The sequence below is a fragment of the Pseudomonas sp. TUM25319 genome, assembly GCF_056388475.1.
The window spans coordinates 5,294,405-5,307,825 of record NZ_CM150751.1 but is presented as its reverse complement, the minus strand read 5'-3'; the positions used below and the strand labels follow the sequence as shown (position 1 = coordinate 5,307,825).

At 63.2% G+C, this 13,421-nt stretch carries 14 protein-coding genes and 1 tRNA gene; 6 read left to right on the top strand and 9 right to left on the bottom strand.

Annotated elements, in window-relative coordinates:
* Nucleotides 1–210: 210 nt before the first annotated feature.
* Together AC05QJ_RS23930 and AC05QJ_RS23925 are read left to right on the top strand one after the other, a co-directional pair.
* Nucleotides 211–300, top strand: a tRNA-Ser gene (locus tag AC05QJ_RS23930).
* 327 nt (nt 301–627) lie between these two features.
* Entirely contained in the window at nt 628–1,419 is a 792-nt protein-coding gene (locus AC05QJ_RS23925; protein WP_476743719.1) for an EcsC family protein, read from the top strand.
* 94 nt (nt 1,420–1,513) lie between these two features.
* Here the strand turns inward: AC05QJ_RS23925 and AC05QJ_RS23920 are convergent, their stop codons facing one another.
* The 3 genes from AC05QJ_RS23920 to AC05QJ_RS23910 all read right to left on the bottom strand — a co-directional run bounded on the left by AC05QJ_RS23920 (nt 1,514) and on the right by AC05QJ_RS23910 (nt 5,583).
* Nucleotides 1,514–3,673, bottom strand: a complete 2,160-nt coding sequence (locus AC05QJ_RS23920) for a TonB-dependent siderophore receptor (protein ID WP_476743718.1) — start codon at nt 3,671–3,673, stop codon at nt 1,514–1,516.
* Between the two features lie 240 nt (nt 3,674–3,913).
* The gene (locus AC05QJ_RS23915) at nt 3,914–4,297 is read right to left on the bottom strand and encodes a hypothetical protein (protein ID WP_476743717.1); all 384 of its coding nucleotides are present in this window, start codon (nt 4,295–4,297) and stop codon (nt 3,914–3,916) included.
* A 98-nt stretch (nt 4,298–4,395) separates the two neighbouring features.
* Nucleotides 4,396–5,583 (bottom strand): MFS transporter, encoded by a 1,188-nt coding sequence (locus tag AC05QJ_RS23910; RefSeq protein WP_476743716.1) that lies wholly within the window; start codon nt 5,581–5,583, stop codon nt 4,396–4,398.
* Between the two features lie 103 nt (nt 5,584–5,686).
* Between AC05QJ_RS23910 and AC05QJ_RS23905 the strand changes: the two genes are divergently transcribed.
* Entirely contained in the window at nt 5,687–6,574 is an 888-nt protein-coding gene (locus AC05QJ_RS23905; protein ID WP_476743715.1) for a LysR family transcriptional regulator, read from the top strand.
* A gap of 5 nt (nt 6,575–6,579) precedes the next feature.
* Here the strand turns inward: AC05QJ_RS23905 and AC05QJ_RS23900 are convergent, their stop codons facing one another.
* A complete protein-coding gene (locus tag AC05QJ_RS23900; RefSeq protein WP_476743714.1) occupies nt 6,580–7,329 on the bottom strand; it encodes a 3-oxoacyl-ACP reductase family protein in 750 nt (249 codons plus the stop codon).
* 124 nt (nt 7,330–7,453) lie between these two features.
* On the opposite strand from AC05QJ_RS23900, the gene AC05QJ_RS23895 reads away from it, so the two are divergent.
* Complete coding sequence (locus tag AC05QJ_RS23895; protein WP_476743713.1) at nt 7,454–8,380, top strand: LysR family transcriptional regulator; 927 nt, start codon at nt 7,454–7,456, stop codon at nt 8,378–8,380.
* 58 nt (nt 8,381–8,438) lie between these two features.
* Here AC05QJ_RS23895 and AC05QJ_RS23890 read toward each other — a convergent pair whose 3' ends face one another.
* Entirely contained in the window at nt 8,439–8,921 is a 483-nt protein-coding gene (locus AC05QJ_RS23890) for a GreA/GreB family elongation factor (RefSeq protein WP_476747998.1), read from the bottom strand.
* 1 nt (nt 8,922) lies between these two features.
* Complete coding sequence (locus AC05QJ_RS23885; protein WP_476743712.1) at nt 8,923–9,363, bottom strand: hypothetical protein; 441 nt, start codon at nt 9,361–9,363, stop codon at nt 8,923–8,925.
* Nucleotides 9,364–9,499: 136 nt separating this feature from the next.
* On the opposite strand from AC05QJ_RS23885, the gene earP reads away from it, so the two are divergent.
* Together earP and efp are read left to right on the top strand one after the other, a co-directional pair.
* Nucleotides 9,500–10,618, top strand: coding sequence for an elongation factor P maturation arginine rhamnosyltransferase EarP (gene earP / locus AC05QJ_RS23880; protein WP_476743711.1), 1,119 nt, complete (start codon nt 9,500–9,502; stop codon nt 10,616–10,618).
* Nucleotides 10,619–10,666: 48 nt separating this feature from the next.
* Nucleotides 10,667–11,236: an elongation factor P gene (efp, locus tag AC05QJ_RS23875; RefSeq protein ID WP_008092676.1), complete on the top strand. Its 570-nt coding sequence runs from the start codon at nt 10,667–10,669 to the stop codon at nt 11,234–11,236.
* A 60-nt stretch (nt 11,237–11,296) separates the two neighbouring features.
* Here efp and AC05QJ_RS23870 read toward each other — a convergent pair whose 3' ends face one another.
* From AC05QJ_RS23870 to AC05QJ_RS23860, 3 genes are all read right to left on the bottom strand, one after another.
* On the bottom strand, nt 11,297–11,716 hold the full coding sequence (locus AC05QJ_RS23870; protein ID WP_476743710.1) for an organic hydroperoxide resistance protein: 420 nt from the start codon (nt 11,714–11,716) through the stop codon (nt 11,297–11,299).
* Nucleotides 11,717–11,886: 170 nt separating this feature from the next.
* Nucleotides 11,887–12,348: a MarR family winged helix-turn-helix transcriptional regulator gene (locus tag AC05QJ_RS23865; RefSeq protein WP_476743709.1), complete on the bottom strand. Its 462-nt coding sequence runs from the start codon at nt 12,346–12,348 to the stop codon at nt 11,887–11,889.
* A gap of 48 nt (nt 12,349–12,396) precedes the next feature.
* Nucleotides 12,397–13,359 carry a LysR family transcriptional regulator gene (locus tag AC05QJ_RS23860; protein ID WP_476743708.1) on the bottom strand — a complete coding sequence of 321 codons (963 nt, stop codon included), beginning with the start codon at nt 13,357–13,359 and terminating at the stop codon, nt 12,397–12,399.
* Between the last annotated feature and the right edge of the window lie 62 nt (nt 13,360–13,421).

Sequence of the window (13,421 nt, the reverse complement as noted above, 5' to 3'; positions counted from 1 at the left end):
GTCACACAAGCGCCTGGCGTCCTTGCGCTGTGGGAAGGGGGAGATAAAAGCCGGTAAAGCGCTCCAGGGATTGGCCGGATCGCCATCTGCCACCGCCTGTTTTCGGGCTTTGGGATAAATATATGAAAATTCTGAAAAAAACCTTTGCCAAGTGAAAAGGTTTCGACTAAATTAGCGCGCCTCGACAGGCTGAACAGCTTGAAGAGATCCGGTGAAGTGTCCGAGCGGTTGAAGGAGCACGCCTGGAAAGTGTGTATACAGGAAACTGTATCAAGGGTTCGAATCCCTTCTTCACCGCCACTTTCGATACAACGAAAAGCCCCTGGAAACGATGAGTTTTCAGGGGCTTTTTGCATTCTGGCGCTGCGGTTATCCACAGCTCCGGCCATTGCGCCTCCGGCTGAACGAAAAGATGGCTGCTGGGTGTCTTTATGCCATTATCTGGGCGGCTGACTTCATCTGACGACGCTGTTCGTCGAGGCGGATGTCAGCCAGAGCGGTTTTTGACAGGCAGGTCGAGATTCGGGGCGTGCGTCATGGCGTGGAGGGCGCGGTGACGAGCAGCGTTCCTGTTGCGAGGCATTGCGCGTCAACGACCGGTGTTCTCCACCCTATAAGAGTCATGCCATGAGCTTTACCGACCAGGACAGGAAAGATCTTCAGCGCGCCAAGAACCTTCTGGAAAATCCGGGGCTGGCCGCCAAGGTCACCAACTTCATCGGTTCTCCAGTGGAAAAGGGTTTGAATCTGCTGCCGGATGACTGGAGCAAGTCAATCGGCGATGTCACCAAAAGCGCATTGCTGAAAGCCTCGGAGGCTGCAATCTTCACCATGAAGGACGTGCCGGGAGAGAGCTCTTCCAATATCTGGCACAAAGTCGGGGTCGCCGTCAGTGGCGGTATCGGCGGGTTCTTCGGTGTGGCGGCGCTCGCGGTCGAGTTGCCCGTCTCGACCACCATCATGCTCCGGTCGATTGCCGATATCGCGAGAAGCGAGGGCGAGTCTATCGCGTCCGAAGAAGCCAAGTTCGCCTGTCTGGAGGTGTTTGCCCTTGGCGGAAACTCGGAGTCCGATGATGCTTCCGAGAGCGGCTACTATGCGGTCCGCTCGGCATTGGCGAAGTCCGTTGCCGATGCCGCAGAGTTTCTGGTGAGCAAGACACTCACCGAAGAAGGGGCCCCGATGCTGATCAAGTTCATCGCGAAGATTGCAGAACGGTTCAGCATTCAAATCACTGAAAAGGCCGCTGCGCAAGCCATTCCCGCTATCGGTGCTGCCGGTGGTGCAGTGATCAATACCCTGTTCATGGACCATTTCCAGGACATGGCCAAAGGGCATTTCACGGTGAGGCGCCTGGAGAGAAAGCACGGCAAGGAAGCCGTTGCGCAACTGTATCGGGATCTGCCGAAACTGGGCTGATACGCTGTGTGCGCCTTCCGCTGAGACGACACCATGATGCGCCAGGCGGCATCATGGTGTTCCTCCTTCATTGTGGCCCGTTGGGGAACCGGTTTCAGAAGTTGACTGAAGCCGACACCCGCGCTGTTCGCGGCGCGCCCTGGAACAGGTAGTTGTCTCCCAGGTATTCGCCGACATCACGCCAGTAGCGGCGGTCGAACAGGTTATCCACGGTCAGGCGCAGCGTGGTGTCGTACCCGGCGATGCGGGTGCGGTAACGGGTGCCCAGGTCGAACACCGTGTAGCCACCTACTTCCACCGTGCCCGCATAGTCGGCGTATTTGCTGGCGCTGTAGCGCACGCCGCCGAGCACTGCCAGGCCGGGAACACCCGGCACGCTGTAGTCGGCCTGCAGCGAGGCGCGCAGGCGGGGGACGTTGAGGGCCTGGTGGTCGTCGTAGGCCTCGGTGCCGCTGCCCTTGACCCGCGCACGAATGGCGGCGGCGCTGGCATTGATCTGCAGATCCGAGGTCACCCAGCCGCTGGCGCCCAGCTCCAGGCCGATGTTCTTCTGCTGGCCTTGCTGCACGTAGGTGAAGTCACCGGCGCTGTCGGGCTTGGCGTACTGGTAGGCCTGGCGCAACTGGAACAGCGCGGCGGTGAAGCTCATGCGCTGCCAGTCGCGCTTGATGCCCAGCTCGATCTGGTGCGAGGTGGTCGGGGCGAGGATCTCGGCGCTGTTCAGGGCGAACCAGGGCGCCGTGCCGCCGGAGGACAGGCCCTTGCTGTAGCTGACGTACAGCGAGGTGTCCTGCCATGGCTTGTAGATCAGCGCGGCGTTGGGCAGCAATTCGTATTGCCGGGTGTGACGGGTCAGGCCGCCATCTTCGCCGAAGGCTTTTTCATCCAGGCGCACCACCCGCGAACCCAGCACGGTCTGCCAGTGTTCGTCGAAGCTGATGCGGTCGCTGAAGAACAGGCCGTACTGACGGCTGTCGAGGCGGCGCTCGCTATGGCCCGGAGTACCGGGTGCCGGGTCGTAGGCTGGTGTGTCCTGATCGATGTTGCCGGTGCCTACCCATTCGTTGAACGTCGGCCGCTGATCCACCGTGCGTCGCTGTGCGCTGCCGCCGACGGTCAGTTCGTGATCCACACCCAGTGCTGCGAAACGCCCGGTCAGGGTCGCTTGTGCTTCGTCGGTGCGACGGGTGTCGTCCGGGCTGCGGAAGTCGTAGATGTCGTAGTCGCCTTCGGCGCTGAAGTAGTTCGGCACCTTGTCGCTGCCGCAACTGGTCGCGCCGTAGCAACCCCAGGCAAACGAGCTGTAGTCATCGATCACCACCCGGCTATGGGATGCACTCAGCGCACCGGTCCAGGCATCGTTGAAGCGGTACTCGAAACGCCCGCCGAGGTTCAGCGAGTCACTTTGCACAGGTTTTGCCCAGTCCTGCCAGGCGAGGCGGTCTTTCGGGTCGATGCCGTGGGGTACCTCGGCATTGCCCAGCAACTGATAGCCGGGTACCGAATACTGCTCGCGGTGCTGGTACTCGACGTCCAGCTGCAGCAGCGCGTCCGGGTTGATCTGCCAGTCGAAGGCCAGGGAGGCGAAGTCGCGCTTGCCGTCGGCGTGGTCGACGTAGCTGCGGATGTCCTCGTGGGCCAGGTTGGCGCGCAGGCCGAACTGGCGCTCGCTGCCGAACCAGCCGCCGAGGTCGGTGGCGAGGTAGCGTTCGCCCTGTTCGTTGCTGGACACCGTTACCGAGCGAACATCCTCGGGGCGCTTGGTCACGTAATTGATCACGCCGCCCGGTTCGGACACGCCGCTTTGCAGCCCCGAAAGCCCCTTGAGCAATTCCACCTGCTGCTTGTTTTCCAGCGCGACGTTCTGCTCGCCCGTGATGGTCTGGCCATTGATCTTGTAGCTGTGCGCCGCATCCAGGCCGAAGCCGCGCACGTTGAAGTTCTCGTAGTAGCCGATAGGCGCATAGCTTTCGCCCACCGACGCATCGCTCTGCAGCACTTCGCTGAGCAGGCGCACCTGGCGGTCTTGCAGCAGTTGTTCGGTGAACACCGAGACCGAGGCCGGGGTGTCCAGCAGCGGTGCGGACGAGAAGCCGGCGACCTGGGCCTGGCGCGGCTGGTAGCCGTCCTGCTGGCTGTCGGAGATGTTGAGCGGGGCGAGGTTGACGTCGCTTTCGGCGAAGGCGGTCGGAGCGCTCAGGGCCAGGCCCAGGCTCAGCAGACTGAAGGGCAGGCGGGGGCGTTGCAGGGACATGCGGCAAAACTCCTTGAGGGCCGGCAGCGGGCGCGCCGTTATGAATCGGCGGTGACCGAGTGCTGGAAGCCCGGTACGGCGACAGGAAGGCGCAAAAAGGGCGCGCAAGTGCGAAGGCTACTGGCATTGCGCCAGAGGGCGCCGGAGCGCGGGCGCAATCTTAGCAGGGGCGACCGCGTTGCGGTGCCCCGATTTGCCATGAGTCTTGCCTGTGGATAAACGAGCGAGGGGCGGCGGGATTCAGTGTTTGGCTTGCACTGGCGTTTGCTGACGGCGCCAGGTGCCGTCCAGTTTCGACCAGGTCTTGCTGTCGGTGACGGCCAGCAGCTTGCGGCCATCCTTGAAGGTGGCCAGGAAGGTCACCTCTTCATCCTTGCCGCCGAGCCAGAGTCCGGCGAGCAGGCCGATGGGGCCGGCCACCAGCGCCCCGGCCATGCCCCAGCCGATGGCGCTGCCGAGATTGCGACTGGATTCCTGGTTGGCGACCTGCATGTCCTTGATACGCGAGAGCGCGATTTTCTCGCCCGGTGAGGGGCTCCTGGCGGTCTTGAGTGTGAGCGATCCATTGCGATACTCCGCTTCACCTTGCAAGAAATCGCCGGACTGAACGGTGAGTCTTGTCATAAGGATGTCCATGTAGTGAGAGGCAGTCGAGCAACCGCTACTGAGCTCTCCAAGGCTGCGGCTAGTCAATCGTCAGGCGACGGAGGGTAGGACATCTGTCAGACGGTTCTGACCTGCATCACTTTCCGTCCAGCCAGCGTCCACAGCAGCAGCGCCAGCGCGCCGATGCCCAGCCCGGCGAAGACGATGCCCGTCCAGCCGAAGGCCTGGAACAGTTGGGTGCCGAGCAGCGAACCCAGCGCGCCGCCAATGAAGTAGCAGGTGATGTAGCCGGCGTTCAGGCGGTTGCGGGCTTCCGGGCGCAGGGCGATCACGGCGTTCTGGTTGCTCACATGCACCAGTTGCACCGCCAGGTCCAGCAGCAGGACACCGATCAGCAAGGCCGTCAGTGACGACGGGGCGAAGGCCAGCGGCACCCAGGCCAGCATCTGCGCCGCCAGGCCGAAGGTGGTGCCCTGTGCGCCCTTGCCTTTGTCCGCCAGGCGACCGCCCCAGTTCGCGGCGAGGGCGCCGGCCGCACCGGCGAGCCCGAACAGCCCGATCACACCGTCGGAATAGTGGTAAGGCTCGGCCTTCAGGAAAAACGCCAGCGGCGTCCAGAACAGCGCGAAGAGGCAGAAGGAAAATGCTCCAAGCAGCGAGCGAAGACGCAACACCGGTTCCTCGGCGAACAGGCGGAATACCGAGCCGATCAGTGCCGGATAGGCCAATCCGGCAGGCTGGTGGCGCTGGGGCAGGGCGCGGGCCAGGGCGATGGCGCTGAGGGCCATCAGGGCGGCGGCCAGCAGATAGATGCTGCGCCAGTCGCCCAGGGTCGCCATGAAACCGGCGGCGGTACGTGCCAGCAGGATGCCCAGCAGCAGTCCGCCCATCAGCGTGCCCACCACACGGCCGCGCTCGCCCGGCTCGCTCAGGCCTGCGGCCATCGGCACCAGCACCTGGGCCACCACCGAGAACAGACCGGTCAGGGTGGTGCCCAGCAACAGCCAGGGCAGACTCGGGGAGAAGGCACTTATCAACAGGCCGAGGGTGCTGATGCCGATCATGGTCACGATCAGCCGGCGTTGTTCGAACAGGTCACCCAGTGGCGCCAGCAGCAGGAGACCGGCGCCGTAGCTCAGCTGTGCGGCAATGACGATCCCGCCGGCACTGGCGGTGCTCAGGCCGAAGTGTTCGGCGATGCTGTGCAGCAACGGCTGGGCGTAATAGTTGCTGGCGACTGCCAGGCCGGTGGCGGTCGCCATCAGCAGGATCAGGGCGCGGCTCAGGGGCGCGTGGGAGGTCATGGCCGTCTCCGGGCAGGGGAAAGGCGTCCAGTATGGGAACTACGCTAGGATGATGCCAATGCATCGTTTTCATCCGATCAATCGTGATAACAGATAGATGAGCATGAACCTGAAACAGATCGAGTACGCCCTGGCGGTGGCCGACACCGGCAGCTTTACTCGCGCCGCCGAGCGCTGCCATGTGGTGCAGTCGGCACTGAGCCATCAGATCGCCCGGCTGGAGGAGCAACTGGGGGCGCAACTGTTCGAGCGGACCTCGCGCCGGGTGCGCCTGACGGCCGCCGGCGAGGCATTCGTGCCCAGTGCCCGCGCCGCGCTCGATGCGGCGCGGCGCATCGGCGACGAAGTGGCGGCGGCCTGTGGCGAGGTGAGGGGACGGCTGTCTATCGGCGAGATCAGTTCGTTGACCGAGCTGGATCTGGTGGACTTGCTTGCCGGCTTTCATCACCAGTATCCGAAAGTGGATATCCGCTGGCTGATGGGCAAGAGCGAACTGATGATTGCCGATGTTCGCGAGCGGCGGCTGGACGTAGCGTTCATCGGCGTCTGGCCCGGCGAGTCGCTGGACGGCGTTGAGTGGCATCTGCTGGCGAAGGAAGAGCTGGTGGCGGTGCTGCCTGCAGCGCATCCGCTGGCGAGCCATGGGCGCTTGACCCTGACGCAACTGGAAGACCAGCCGCTGGTGGATTTCCAGGCCGGCACCGGCGCCCGCCGTCAGACCGATGAAGCCTTTGCTGCCGCCGGCCTGCGTCACCGGGTGCAGTTCGAAGTGGGCACCACCGGCCTGATCGAGAAATTCGTCCAGCGCGGACTGGCTCTGGGGTTGGTGGCCGAGCGCATCGCGGCGGGCTTTTCCGGTGTGACGGTCAGGCCGGTGAGCGATGCGCCGGTGCGTCACCTGTACGCCATCTGGTCGAAGACCCCGACCCCGGCTGCCAGCGCGTTCCTGCAACTGCTGCGGAACACGCTGCAAGCCAGGTTTGGGGGCTGATGCCATCAGGCGGCGAAGCCACCGTCGATGGTCAGGCTGGCGCCAGTGATGTAGGCGGCTTCCGGTCCGGCGAGGTAGGCGACGAAGCTGGCGATCTCTTCTACCTGCCCGTAGCGTCCGACGGCCATGAAGCCCATCAGGCTGTCGGCGAATTCGCCGTGGGCCGGGTTCATATCGGTGTCCACCGGGCCGGGCTGCACGTTGTTGATGGTGATGCCCCGTGGGCCGAGGTCACGGGCCAGGCCGCGGGTCAGGCCCACCAGTGCCGATTTGCTCATGGCGTACGGGCCGCCGCCGGCGAAGGGCATGCGTTCGGCGTTGGTGCTGCCGATATTGATGATGCGTCCGCCCTGACCCATGTGCCGTGCCGCGGCCTGAGTGGCGACGAACACGCTGCGTACGTTCACCGCGAGGGTGCGGTCGAAGTCTTCCAGGCTGAAGTCTTCCAGTGCTCCGACTGCCAGCACGCCGGCGTTGTTGACCAGGATATCCAGGCGACCGAACTGCTCCACCGTCTGCGCCACGGCCCGTTGCACGGCGGCGGCGTCGGCGCTGTCGGCGTGCAGGGCGAGGGCCTGGCCGCCGTTGTCGCGGATCTGTTGTTGCAGGTCAGTGGCCACCGCTTGCGAGCTGACGTAGGTGAAGGCCACGGCGGCGCCTTCTGCAGCCAGGCGTTTGACGATGGCAGCGCCGATGCCGCGCGAGCCGCCCTGGACCAGTGCCACTTTGCCGTTGAGGCCGGATTGATTCGACATGCTGTGTGCTCCCGAAAAGACAAGGCCGGATGCCTTGTTGATGGAGCCAGTATCGGCGCTTGATTAGCGACTGATAATCCACTAATCGCTATAGTCTGAATAAACCAGCGGTTTAGAGTGCACCATGGAAACCTTCAGCAGCATCGAGTGTTTTGTCCGCAGCGCCGAGGTTGGCAGTTTTGCGGAGGCCGCACGGCGCTTGAGCTTGACGCCTGCGGCGGTGGGCAAGAATGTCGCCGGCCTGGAGGCGCGGCTGGGTGTTCGCCTGTTCCAGCGCAGCACCCGCAGCCTGACCCTGACCGAAGCCGGCCAGCGCTTTCTGTTGGAGGTGCGCGACAGCTTCCAGACCATCCAGCACGCGGTCGCCAACCTTGCCAGCGCCGAAGGGCAGCCGGCGGGCACCTTGAAAGTCAGCATGGGCACGGTGTTCGGACGGCTGTATATCCTGCCGCTGCTCGGAGAATTCCTGCGGCGTTTTCCCGCGATCACGCCGGACTGGCACTTCGACAATCGTCAGGTGGACCTCATCGCCCACGGCTTCGATGCCGCCATCGGGGGTGGCTTCGACCTGCCACCGGGCGTGGTCGCGCGCAGGCTGGCGCCGGCACATCGTATCCTTGTGGCCAGCGCCGGGTATCTGCAAGGTTGCAAGCCGATAGGGCAGCCCGAGGACCTTGCCAGCGCCGATGGCATCCTGATCCGCTCGCCGCAGACCGGCCGGGTCCGTTCCTGGCCGCTCACCAGTCGCTGGCAGGAGCAGGCGCCGCTGGCCTTGCGCCTGCGCATGACCATGAGCGACTCGGAGGCCGCCTGCGCGGCGGCAGAGCAGGGCTTGGGCATTGCCCTGGTGAGCATGCCGTTCGCCGTGCCTTATCTACAGCGTGGCAGCCTGATGCGGGTGTTGCCGGACTGGTATGTAGAGGATGGCAACATTTCGCTGTACTACGCCCAGCACAAGTTGCTGCCGGGCAAGACCCGGGCGTTCGTCGATTTCATCATCGAGCAGTTCGCCGAGCAGAGGCTGGCCGAGCGGTTCGATGCGCTGAAGTGATCTGGCCCTGTCGCAGCGGCCAGCGATGAGGCCATTGGCAGCGACACAAGACAGCCGATCACCAGGCGCCAATCACTGCCTGAACCTGTCGCCCATTGCCCAGCACCAGGCTGATCTCATCCCCCTCGACCTTCCCCAGCAACTGCTGGCCAAGCGGCGAACGCGGCGTGATCACCGTGACCAGGCCGGACCCGGTGTCGATCTTCAAGCCAGCCGCCTCAGGGCCGAGAAACAGTAGCTGCTGGTGGCCGTCCTCGTCCTCCAGTTGCACCAGGTTGCTGATCTGGATGCCCCGCGCTTCGTCGTAGTCGCGCAGCGTCAGCTGTCGGTACGCTTTGCACGCCTGACGAATCTCTTCCATGCGTCGGGCCTGGCCGGTGGCGAGGTAGGAGGCTTCCAAACTGAGGGTGTCGTACTTGTTCTCGGCAATGTTCTCTTCCGCCGTCGCCGCCTCGTAGGCGGTCTGTGCGGCGCGCTGGATGACGTCCAGGTCGATGTCCAGGCGCTCGATGATGGCGTGCAGCAGCTCGGTCTTGTTCATTTCAGCGGCAGAATTCAAGGACATTGGCCCGGCTTTTCTCGGTAGGCGCGGTGCGATTCTGTTGCAGCCAGAACTGGCACCGGGGGTTGGACAGGTTGCGCGGGTTCTGCTCGGCGCCGCGTTCGGCATCGTCGATCTGCCGTGCCTGCAGCGCTTGCTGGTACTGCTCGAACATCTGGTTCTGTTCGGGCGACTGTTCTTGCGCACCCGGCAAGCGTGGCGGTGCCGAGGGGCGCGACGGCGCGGGCATGACGCTGGGCGCCAGCGGCTGGCTGATCACGGCGGCCACGGGCTCGCGCACGCTCGGCACGAACTGCCAGATGGCCCACAGGGTCAGGCCGATGGCGATGAAGCCCAGCCACAGGCCAAGGGCCACGCCCGTGGCCAGCGGCAGGATCTTGGGCGAAATCTTCAGTTCACGACGGCGGTTTCGGTAAGACATGACAGCCTCCTGGCCAGGACAGGGTCGGGATTGTCGCATGACGGACCGCCATTTCCATGGTCGTCGTGCTTTTGTTCGTGGCCGATTGTCCGGACAATCAGCCATTATTTTTTGTGGTGGCAACGAGGTAGCTGACGTGAAATCGACCTGGGACATCTTTTGCTGCGTCGTCGACAACTACGGCGATATCGGTGTGACCTGGCGCCTGGCCCGGCAACTGGTGGCCGAGCATGGCCTGGCGGTGCGGCTGTGGGTCGATGAGCCGAAGGCGTTCGTGCGGTTGTGTCCGGAGGCCGACGTGGCCGCGGCGGTTCAGTGGCAGGACGGCGTGGAGGTGCGTCGCTGGGACGCCGAGTGGCAACCGGTGGCAGTGGCTGACGTTGTGATCGGTGCCTTTGCCTGTCAGATTCCGCCGTCCTATATCGACGCCATGGCTGAACGGGCCACGCCGGCGTTGTGGCTTAACCTGGATTATCTCAGCGCCGAAGACTGGGTCGAGGGTTGTCACGGTTTGCCATCGCCGCAATCCAACGGCCTGCGCAAAGTGTTTTTCTTCCCGGGCTTCACTGCCGGCACCGGTGGCTTGCTGCGTGAGGCGGATCTTCTGGCCCGCCGCAAGGGCTTCGAGCGCGATGCGTTTCTCGCCAGGTTTGGCGTTGCACCTGAGGCCGGCGCTCGTCTGCTGTCGCTGTTCGCCTACGAGAATCCGGGATTGGCCAGTTGGCTGCAGGTGCTGTCCGAGGACAGCAGGCCCAATCACCTGCTGGTTCCGGAAGGGCGAATCCTCGGTGATGTCCGTGCCTGGCTGGGGCTGGAAACGTTGGCTGTCGGAGATATCCACAGGCGGGGTGCGCTGACCGTGCAGCTCTTGCCCTTCGTGCGCCAGGACGATTACGACCGGGTGCTGTGGAGCTGCGACTTCAATGCCGTGCGGGGCGAGGACTCCTTCGTTCGTGCACAGTGGGCCGGCCGGCCGCTGCTCTGGCACATCTATGTGCAGGAGGAATATGCCCATTGGGAGAAGCTCGAAGCCTTTCTCGACCTCTACACCCCGGGCCTGTCGGGCGCGGCGGCGGCGGCATTGGTTGAGCTGTGGCGGGCCTGGAACATGGATCGCGACATGGGCGCGGCCTGGAAACAGGTGCTGCTGCACTGGGATGAACTGGATGCCCACGCCAACCGATGGTGCGGGGAACAGGCCGCTCGGCCGGACCTTGCCACGGCGCTGGTACAGTTTTACCGAAATTGGATATGATACGCGGCCTCGATTTTTATAAATCCATCCAGATTCGGATACTTCGTAATGAAAACTGGTAAAGAGCTGAAACCCGGTACCGTACTGCGGATCGACAACGACCCGTGGCTGGTTCAGAAAGCTGAGTTCACCAAGTCGGGCCGTAACAGCGCGATCATGAAGACCAAGCTGAAGAACCTGCTGACCGGCTACAAGACCGAAACCGTATACGGTGCAGACGACAAGCTGGACGACGTGATCCTGGATCGCAAAGAAGCGACCCTGTCGTTCATCAGCGGTGACTCCTACACCTTCATGGACACCTCCGACTACACCATGTACGAACTGAACGCCGAAGACATCGACGCCGTTCTGCCGTACATCGAAGAAGGCATGGAAGACATCTGCGAAGCCGTCTTCTTCGAAGGCCGCCTGGTTTCGGTAGAACTGCCGACCACCATCAGCCGTCAGGTCGTCTACACCGAGAACGCTGCTCGTGGCGACACCTCCGGCAAGGTCATGAAGCCTGCCAAGCTGAAGAACGGTACCGAGATCCAGGTTGCCGACTTCATCCAGATCGACGAGTGGATCGACATCGACACTCGCGACAACAGCTTCAAAGGTCGTTCCAAGAAGTAATCTTCCTGGCGTCCACGAAAAACCCGGCCTCGGCCGGGTTTTTTTGTGCCTGTCAGAAACTCAGACGCTCACATGCAGGCGTACATCGACATTGCCGCGGGTTGCGTTGGAGTAAGGGCAGACCTTGTGCGCGGCATCCACCAGCGCCTGGGCGTCGGCTTGCTCCAGACCTGGCAGGCTGATGCGCAGGTCGATATCGAGGCCGAAGCCGCCTTCGATCTGGCCGATGCCGACATCGGCGGTAATCGAGGTTTCCCCTGGCAGTTGGCGTTTGCTCTGGGCGGCGACGAACTTCAGTGCACCGATGAAGCAGGCCGAGTAACCGGCGGCGAACAGTTGCTCGGGGTTGGTGGCCGCACCACCGGCGCCGCCGAGTTCTTTCGGCGTGGCCAGTTTCACGTCAAGGATGCCGTCGCTGGAGATGGCACGGCCATCGCGGCCGCCGGTGGAGGTTGCGTGTGCGATGTAGAGCGCTTTCATGGTGATGTCCTCGAACTGTGCTTGAGTTGGGCGTCGTGAGGTGGCGCCATCTGGGTAAGACGTAAACTTAGTTCACAAATATTTAGCGCGCAAGATAAATTTTCGAATTTTTCCTGAGCGGCTGTCGCAGCAGCTTCGGCAGTCAGGCCGAGACAGCTGTCCCAGTGCCGCTACAAGGTGTTTTGCAGATGATTGCGCAGTTCCAGCAGTTGCGCCTGCAGCGCCTTCAGGCGCTCGATCGACTGGCCGCTGGCGCCAAGTATGCAGTGGGGAATATTGCGCGCCTGTTGCTGCATGGCCTTGCCGGCATCGGTCAGTTCAACGATCACCACCCGTTCGTCCTCGCGACTGCGGGTGCGCTTGAGCAGGCCTTCAGCCTCGAGACGCTTGAGCAGCGGTGTGAGAGAACCAGGATCGGTCAGCAGGCGCTGGCTGATCTCGCCCACGGTGAGGGCGTCCTGTTCCCACAGCACGAGCATGGCCAGGTACTGTGGATAAGTCAGGCCGAGTGCCTGCAGCAGCGGCTTGTAGACTTTGGTCATCAACAGCGAGGTGGAATGCAGGGCGAAACACACCTGGTTGTCGAGCAGCAGTTCGTCACAAATGTCGGTGGTTTTGGTTTCGGCGTTCATGCAAATCCTTGTTCTTCGATGGCTCTGAAAATGTTAGCACGCAAGTTTTTAGTGCGATTTCCAGCTCAGTTCGCTTTGCAGGGCCAAATCCCAAGGTGGGACCGGGCTGAAACGGCTCTTGAGAAATTCGAGCAGCAAACGGCTCCGAGAGTTCGTTTCATGTTCGAGTCTCAACGCATAGATGCCGCTGGTCTCGGTGGGCGGAAGGCCGTTTTCGCAAAACAGCGGTAACAATTCGCCACGCAGCAGGTATTCACTGATCAGCCACGTTGGCAGGTGCGCCACGCCGAGACCGGCGAGGGCACCGAACAACAGGGTCTCGGCGTTGTTGGCGGTCATGCGCATGCGGGATGGGCGAAACACCCGCATCTGTCCGTCCACTGCGAAGCGCCAGGCGAAGGGTGGAGCGAGGCCGTCCCAGTCCAGTCCGTCGTGTTCCGCCAGTTCCTCCGGGCTCGCGGGTACGCCCCGCTGGCGCAGATAGGCCGGGCTGGCGCAGGCGATGCGTACCATATAGGCCAGCGGCGTCGCCACCAGCCGGGTGTCGGCCAGCGGTCCGGCGCGCAGCACCAGGTCCACTTCGCCCAGGTGGGAGCCGTGCAGGTCGACGAAGCTGTCGATCAGGCGCAGTTGCACGTCGAGCCCGGGATAAGCCACCAGGAAATCGGCGATGGCCGGCGCCAGATGGCGCCGGCCGAAGGCTGCCGGGGCGTCGATGCGAATCAGTCCTTCCGGGGCATTGCTCAGGGACACCGCCTCGGCCCTGGCCAGGCGCAGTTCCTCGATGATGCGTCGCGCCCGTTCGGCGAAGGCGATGCCTGCTGGCGTTGGCCGCACCGCGTGGGTGCTGCGCACGAACAGGCGGCTGCCCACCGCGTTCTCCAGCGTGTCGATGCGCCGCGCTACTGCCGATGGCGTGAGTGGATGACGACGCGACGCTGCGGAAAAACTGCTGGTTTCCAGTACGTCGAGAAACAGGCTGAGCTGTTCGGTAAGGGCGTCGGGGTTCATGGTGATCGTTTGCTTGTGCGAAATAGGCAAAGCCATTGTGCGTTGCTATGCGTTTCCCTGCT

Bases quoted from the DNA above. Each gene is read 5' to 3' on its own strand.
- AC05QJ_RS23910 (WP_476743716.1), bottom strand. From the start codon at position 5,583: ATGACCTCCCACGCGCCCCTGAGCCGCGCCCTGATCCTGCTGATGGCG.
- AC05QJ_RS23870 (WP_476743710.1), bottom strand. From the start codon at position 11,716: ATGAAAGCGCTCTACATCGCACACGCAACCTCCACCGGCGGCCGCGAT.
- AC05QJ_RS23885 (WP_476743712.1), bottom strand. From the start codon at position 9,363: ATGTCTTACCGAAACCGCCGTCGTGAACTGAAGATTTCGCCCAAGATC.
- AC05QJ_RS23920 (WP_476743718.1), bottom strand. From the start codon at position 3,673: ATGTCCCTGCAACGCCCCCGCCTGCCCTTCAGTCTGCTGAGCCTGGGC.
- AC05QJ_RS23905 (WP_476743715.1), top strand. From the start codon at position 5,687: ATGAACCTGAAACAGATCGAGTACGCCCTGGCGGTGGCCGACACCGGC.
- AC05QJ_RS23860 (WP_476743708.1), bottom strand. From the start codon at position 13,359: ATGAACCCCGACGCCCTTACCGAACAGCTCAGCCTGTTTCTCGACGTA.
- AC05QJ_RS23895 (WP_476743713.1), top strand. From the start codon at position 7,454: ATGGAAACCTTCAGCAGCATCGAGTGTTTTGTCCGCAGCGCCGAGGTT.
- AC05QJ_RS23925 (WP_476743719.1), top strand. From the start codon at position 628: ATGAGCTTTACCGACCAGGACAGGAAAGATCTTCAGCGCGCCAAGAAC.
- efp (WP_008092676.1), top strand. From the start codon at position 10,667: ATGAAAACTGGTAAAGAGCTGAAACCCGGTACCGTACTGCGGATCGAC.
- AC05QJ_RS23865 (WP_476743709.1), bottom strand. From the start codon at position 12,348: ATGAACGCCGAAACCAAAACCACCGACATTTGTGACGAACTGCTGCTC.
- AC05QJ_RS23900 (WP_476743714.1), bottom strand. From the start codon at position 7,329: ATGTCGAATCAATCCGGCCTCAACGGCAAAGTGGCACTGGTCCAGGGC.
- AC05QJ_RS23915 (WP_476743717.1), bottom strand. From the start codon at position 4,297: ATGACAAGACTCACCGTTCAGTCCGGCGATTTCTTGCAAGGTGAAGCG.
- AC05QJ_RS23890 (WP_476747998.1), bottom strand. From the start codon at position 8,921: ATGAACAAGACCGAGCTGCTGCACGCCATCATCGAGCGCCTGGACATC.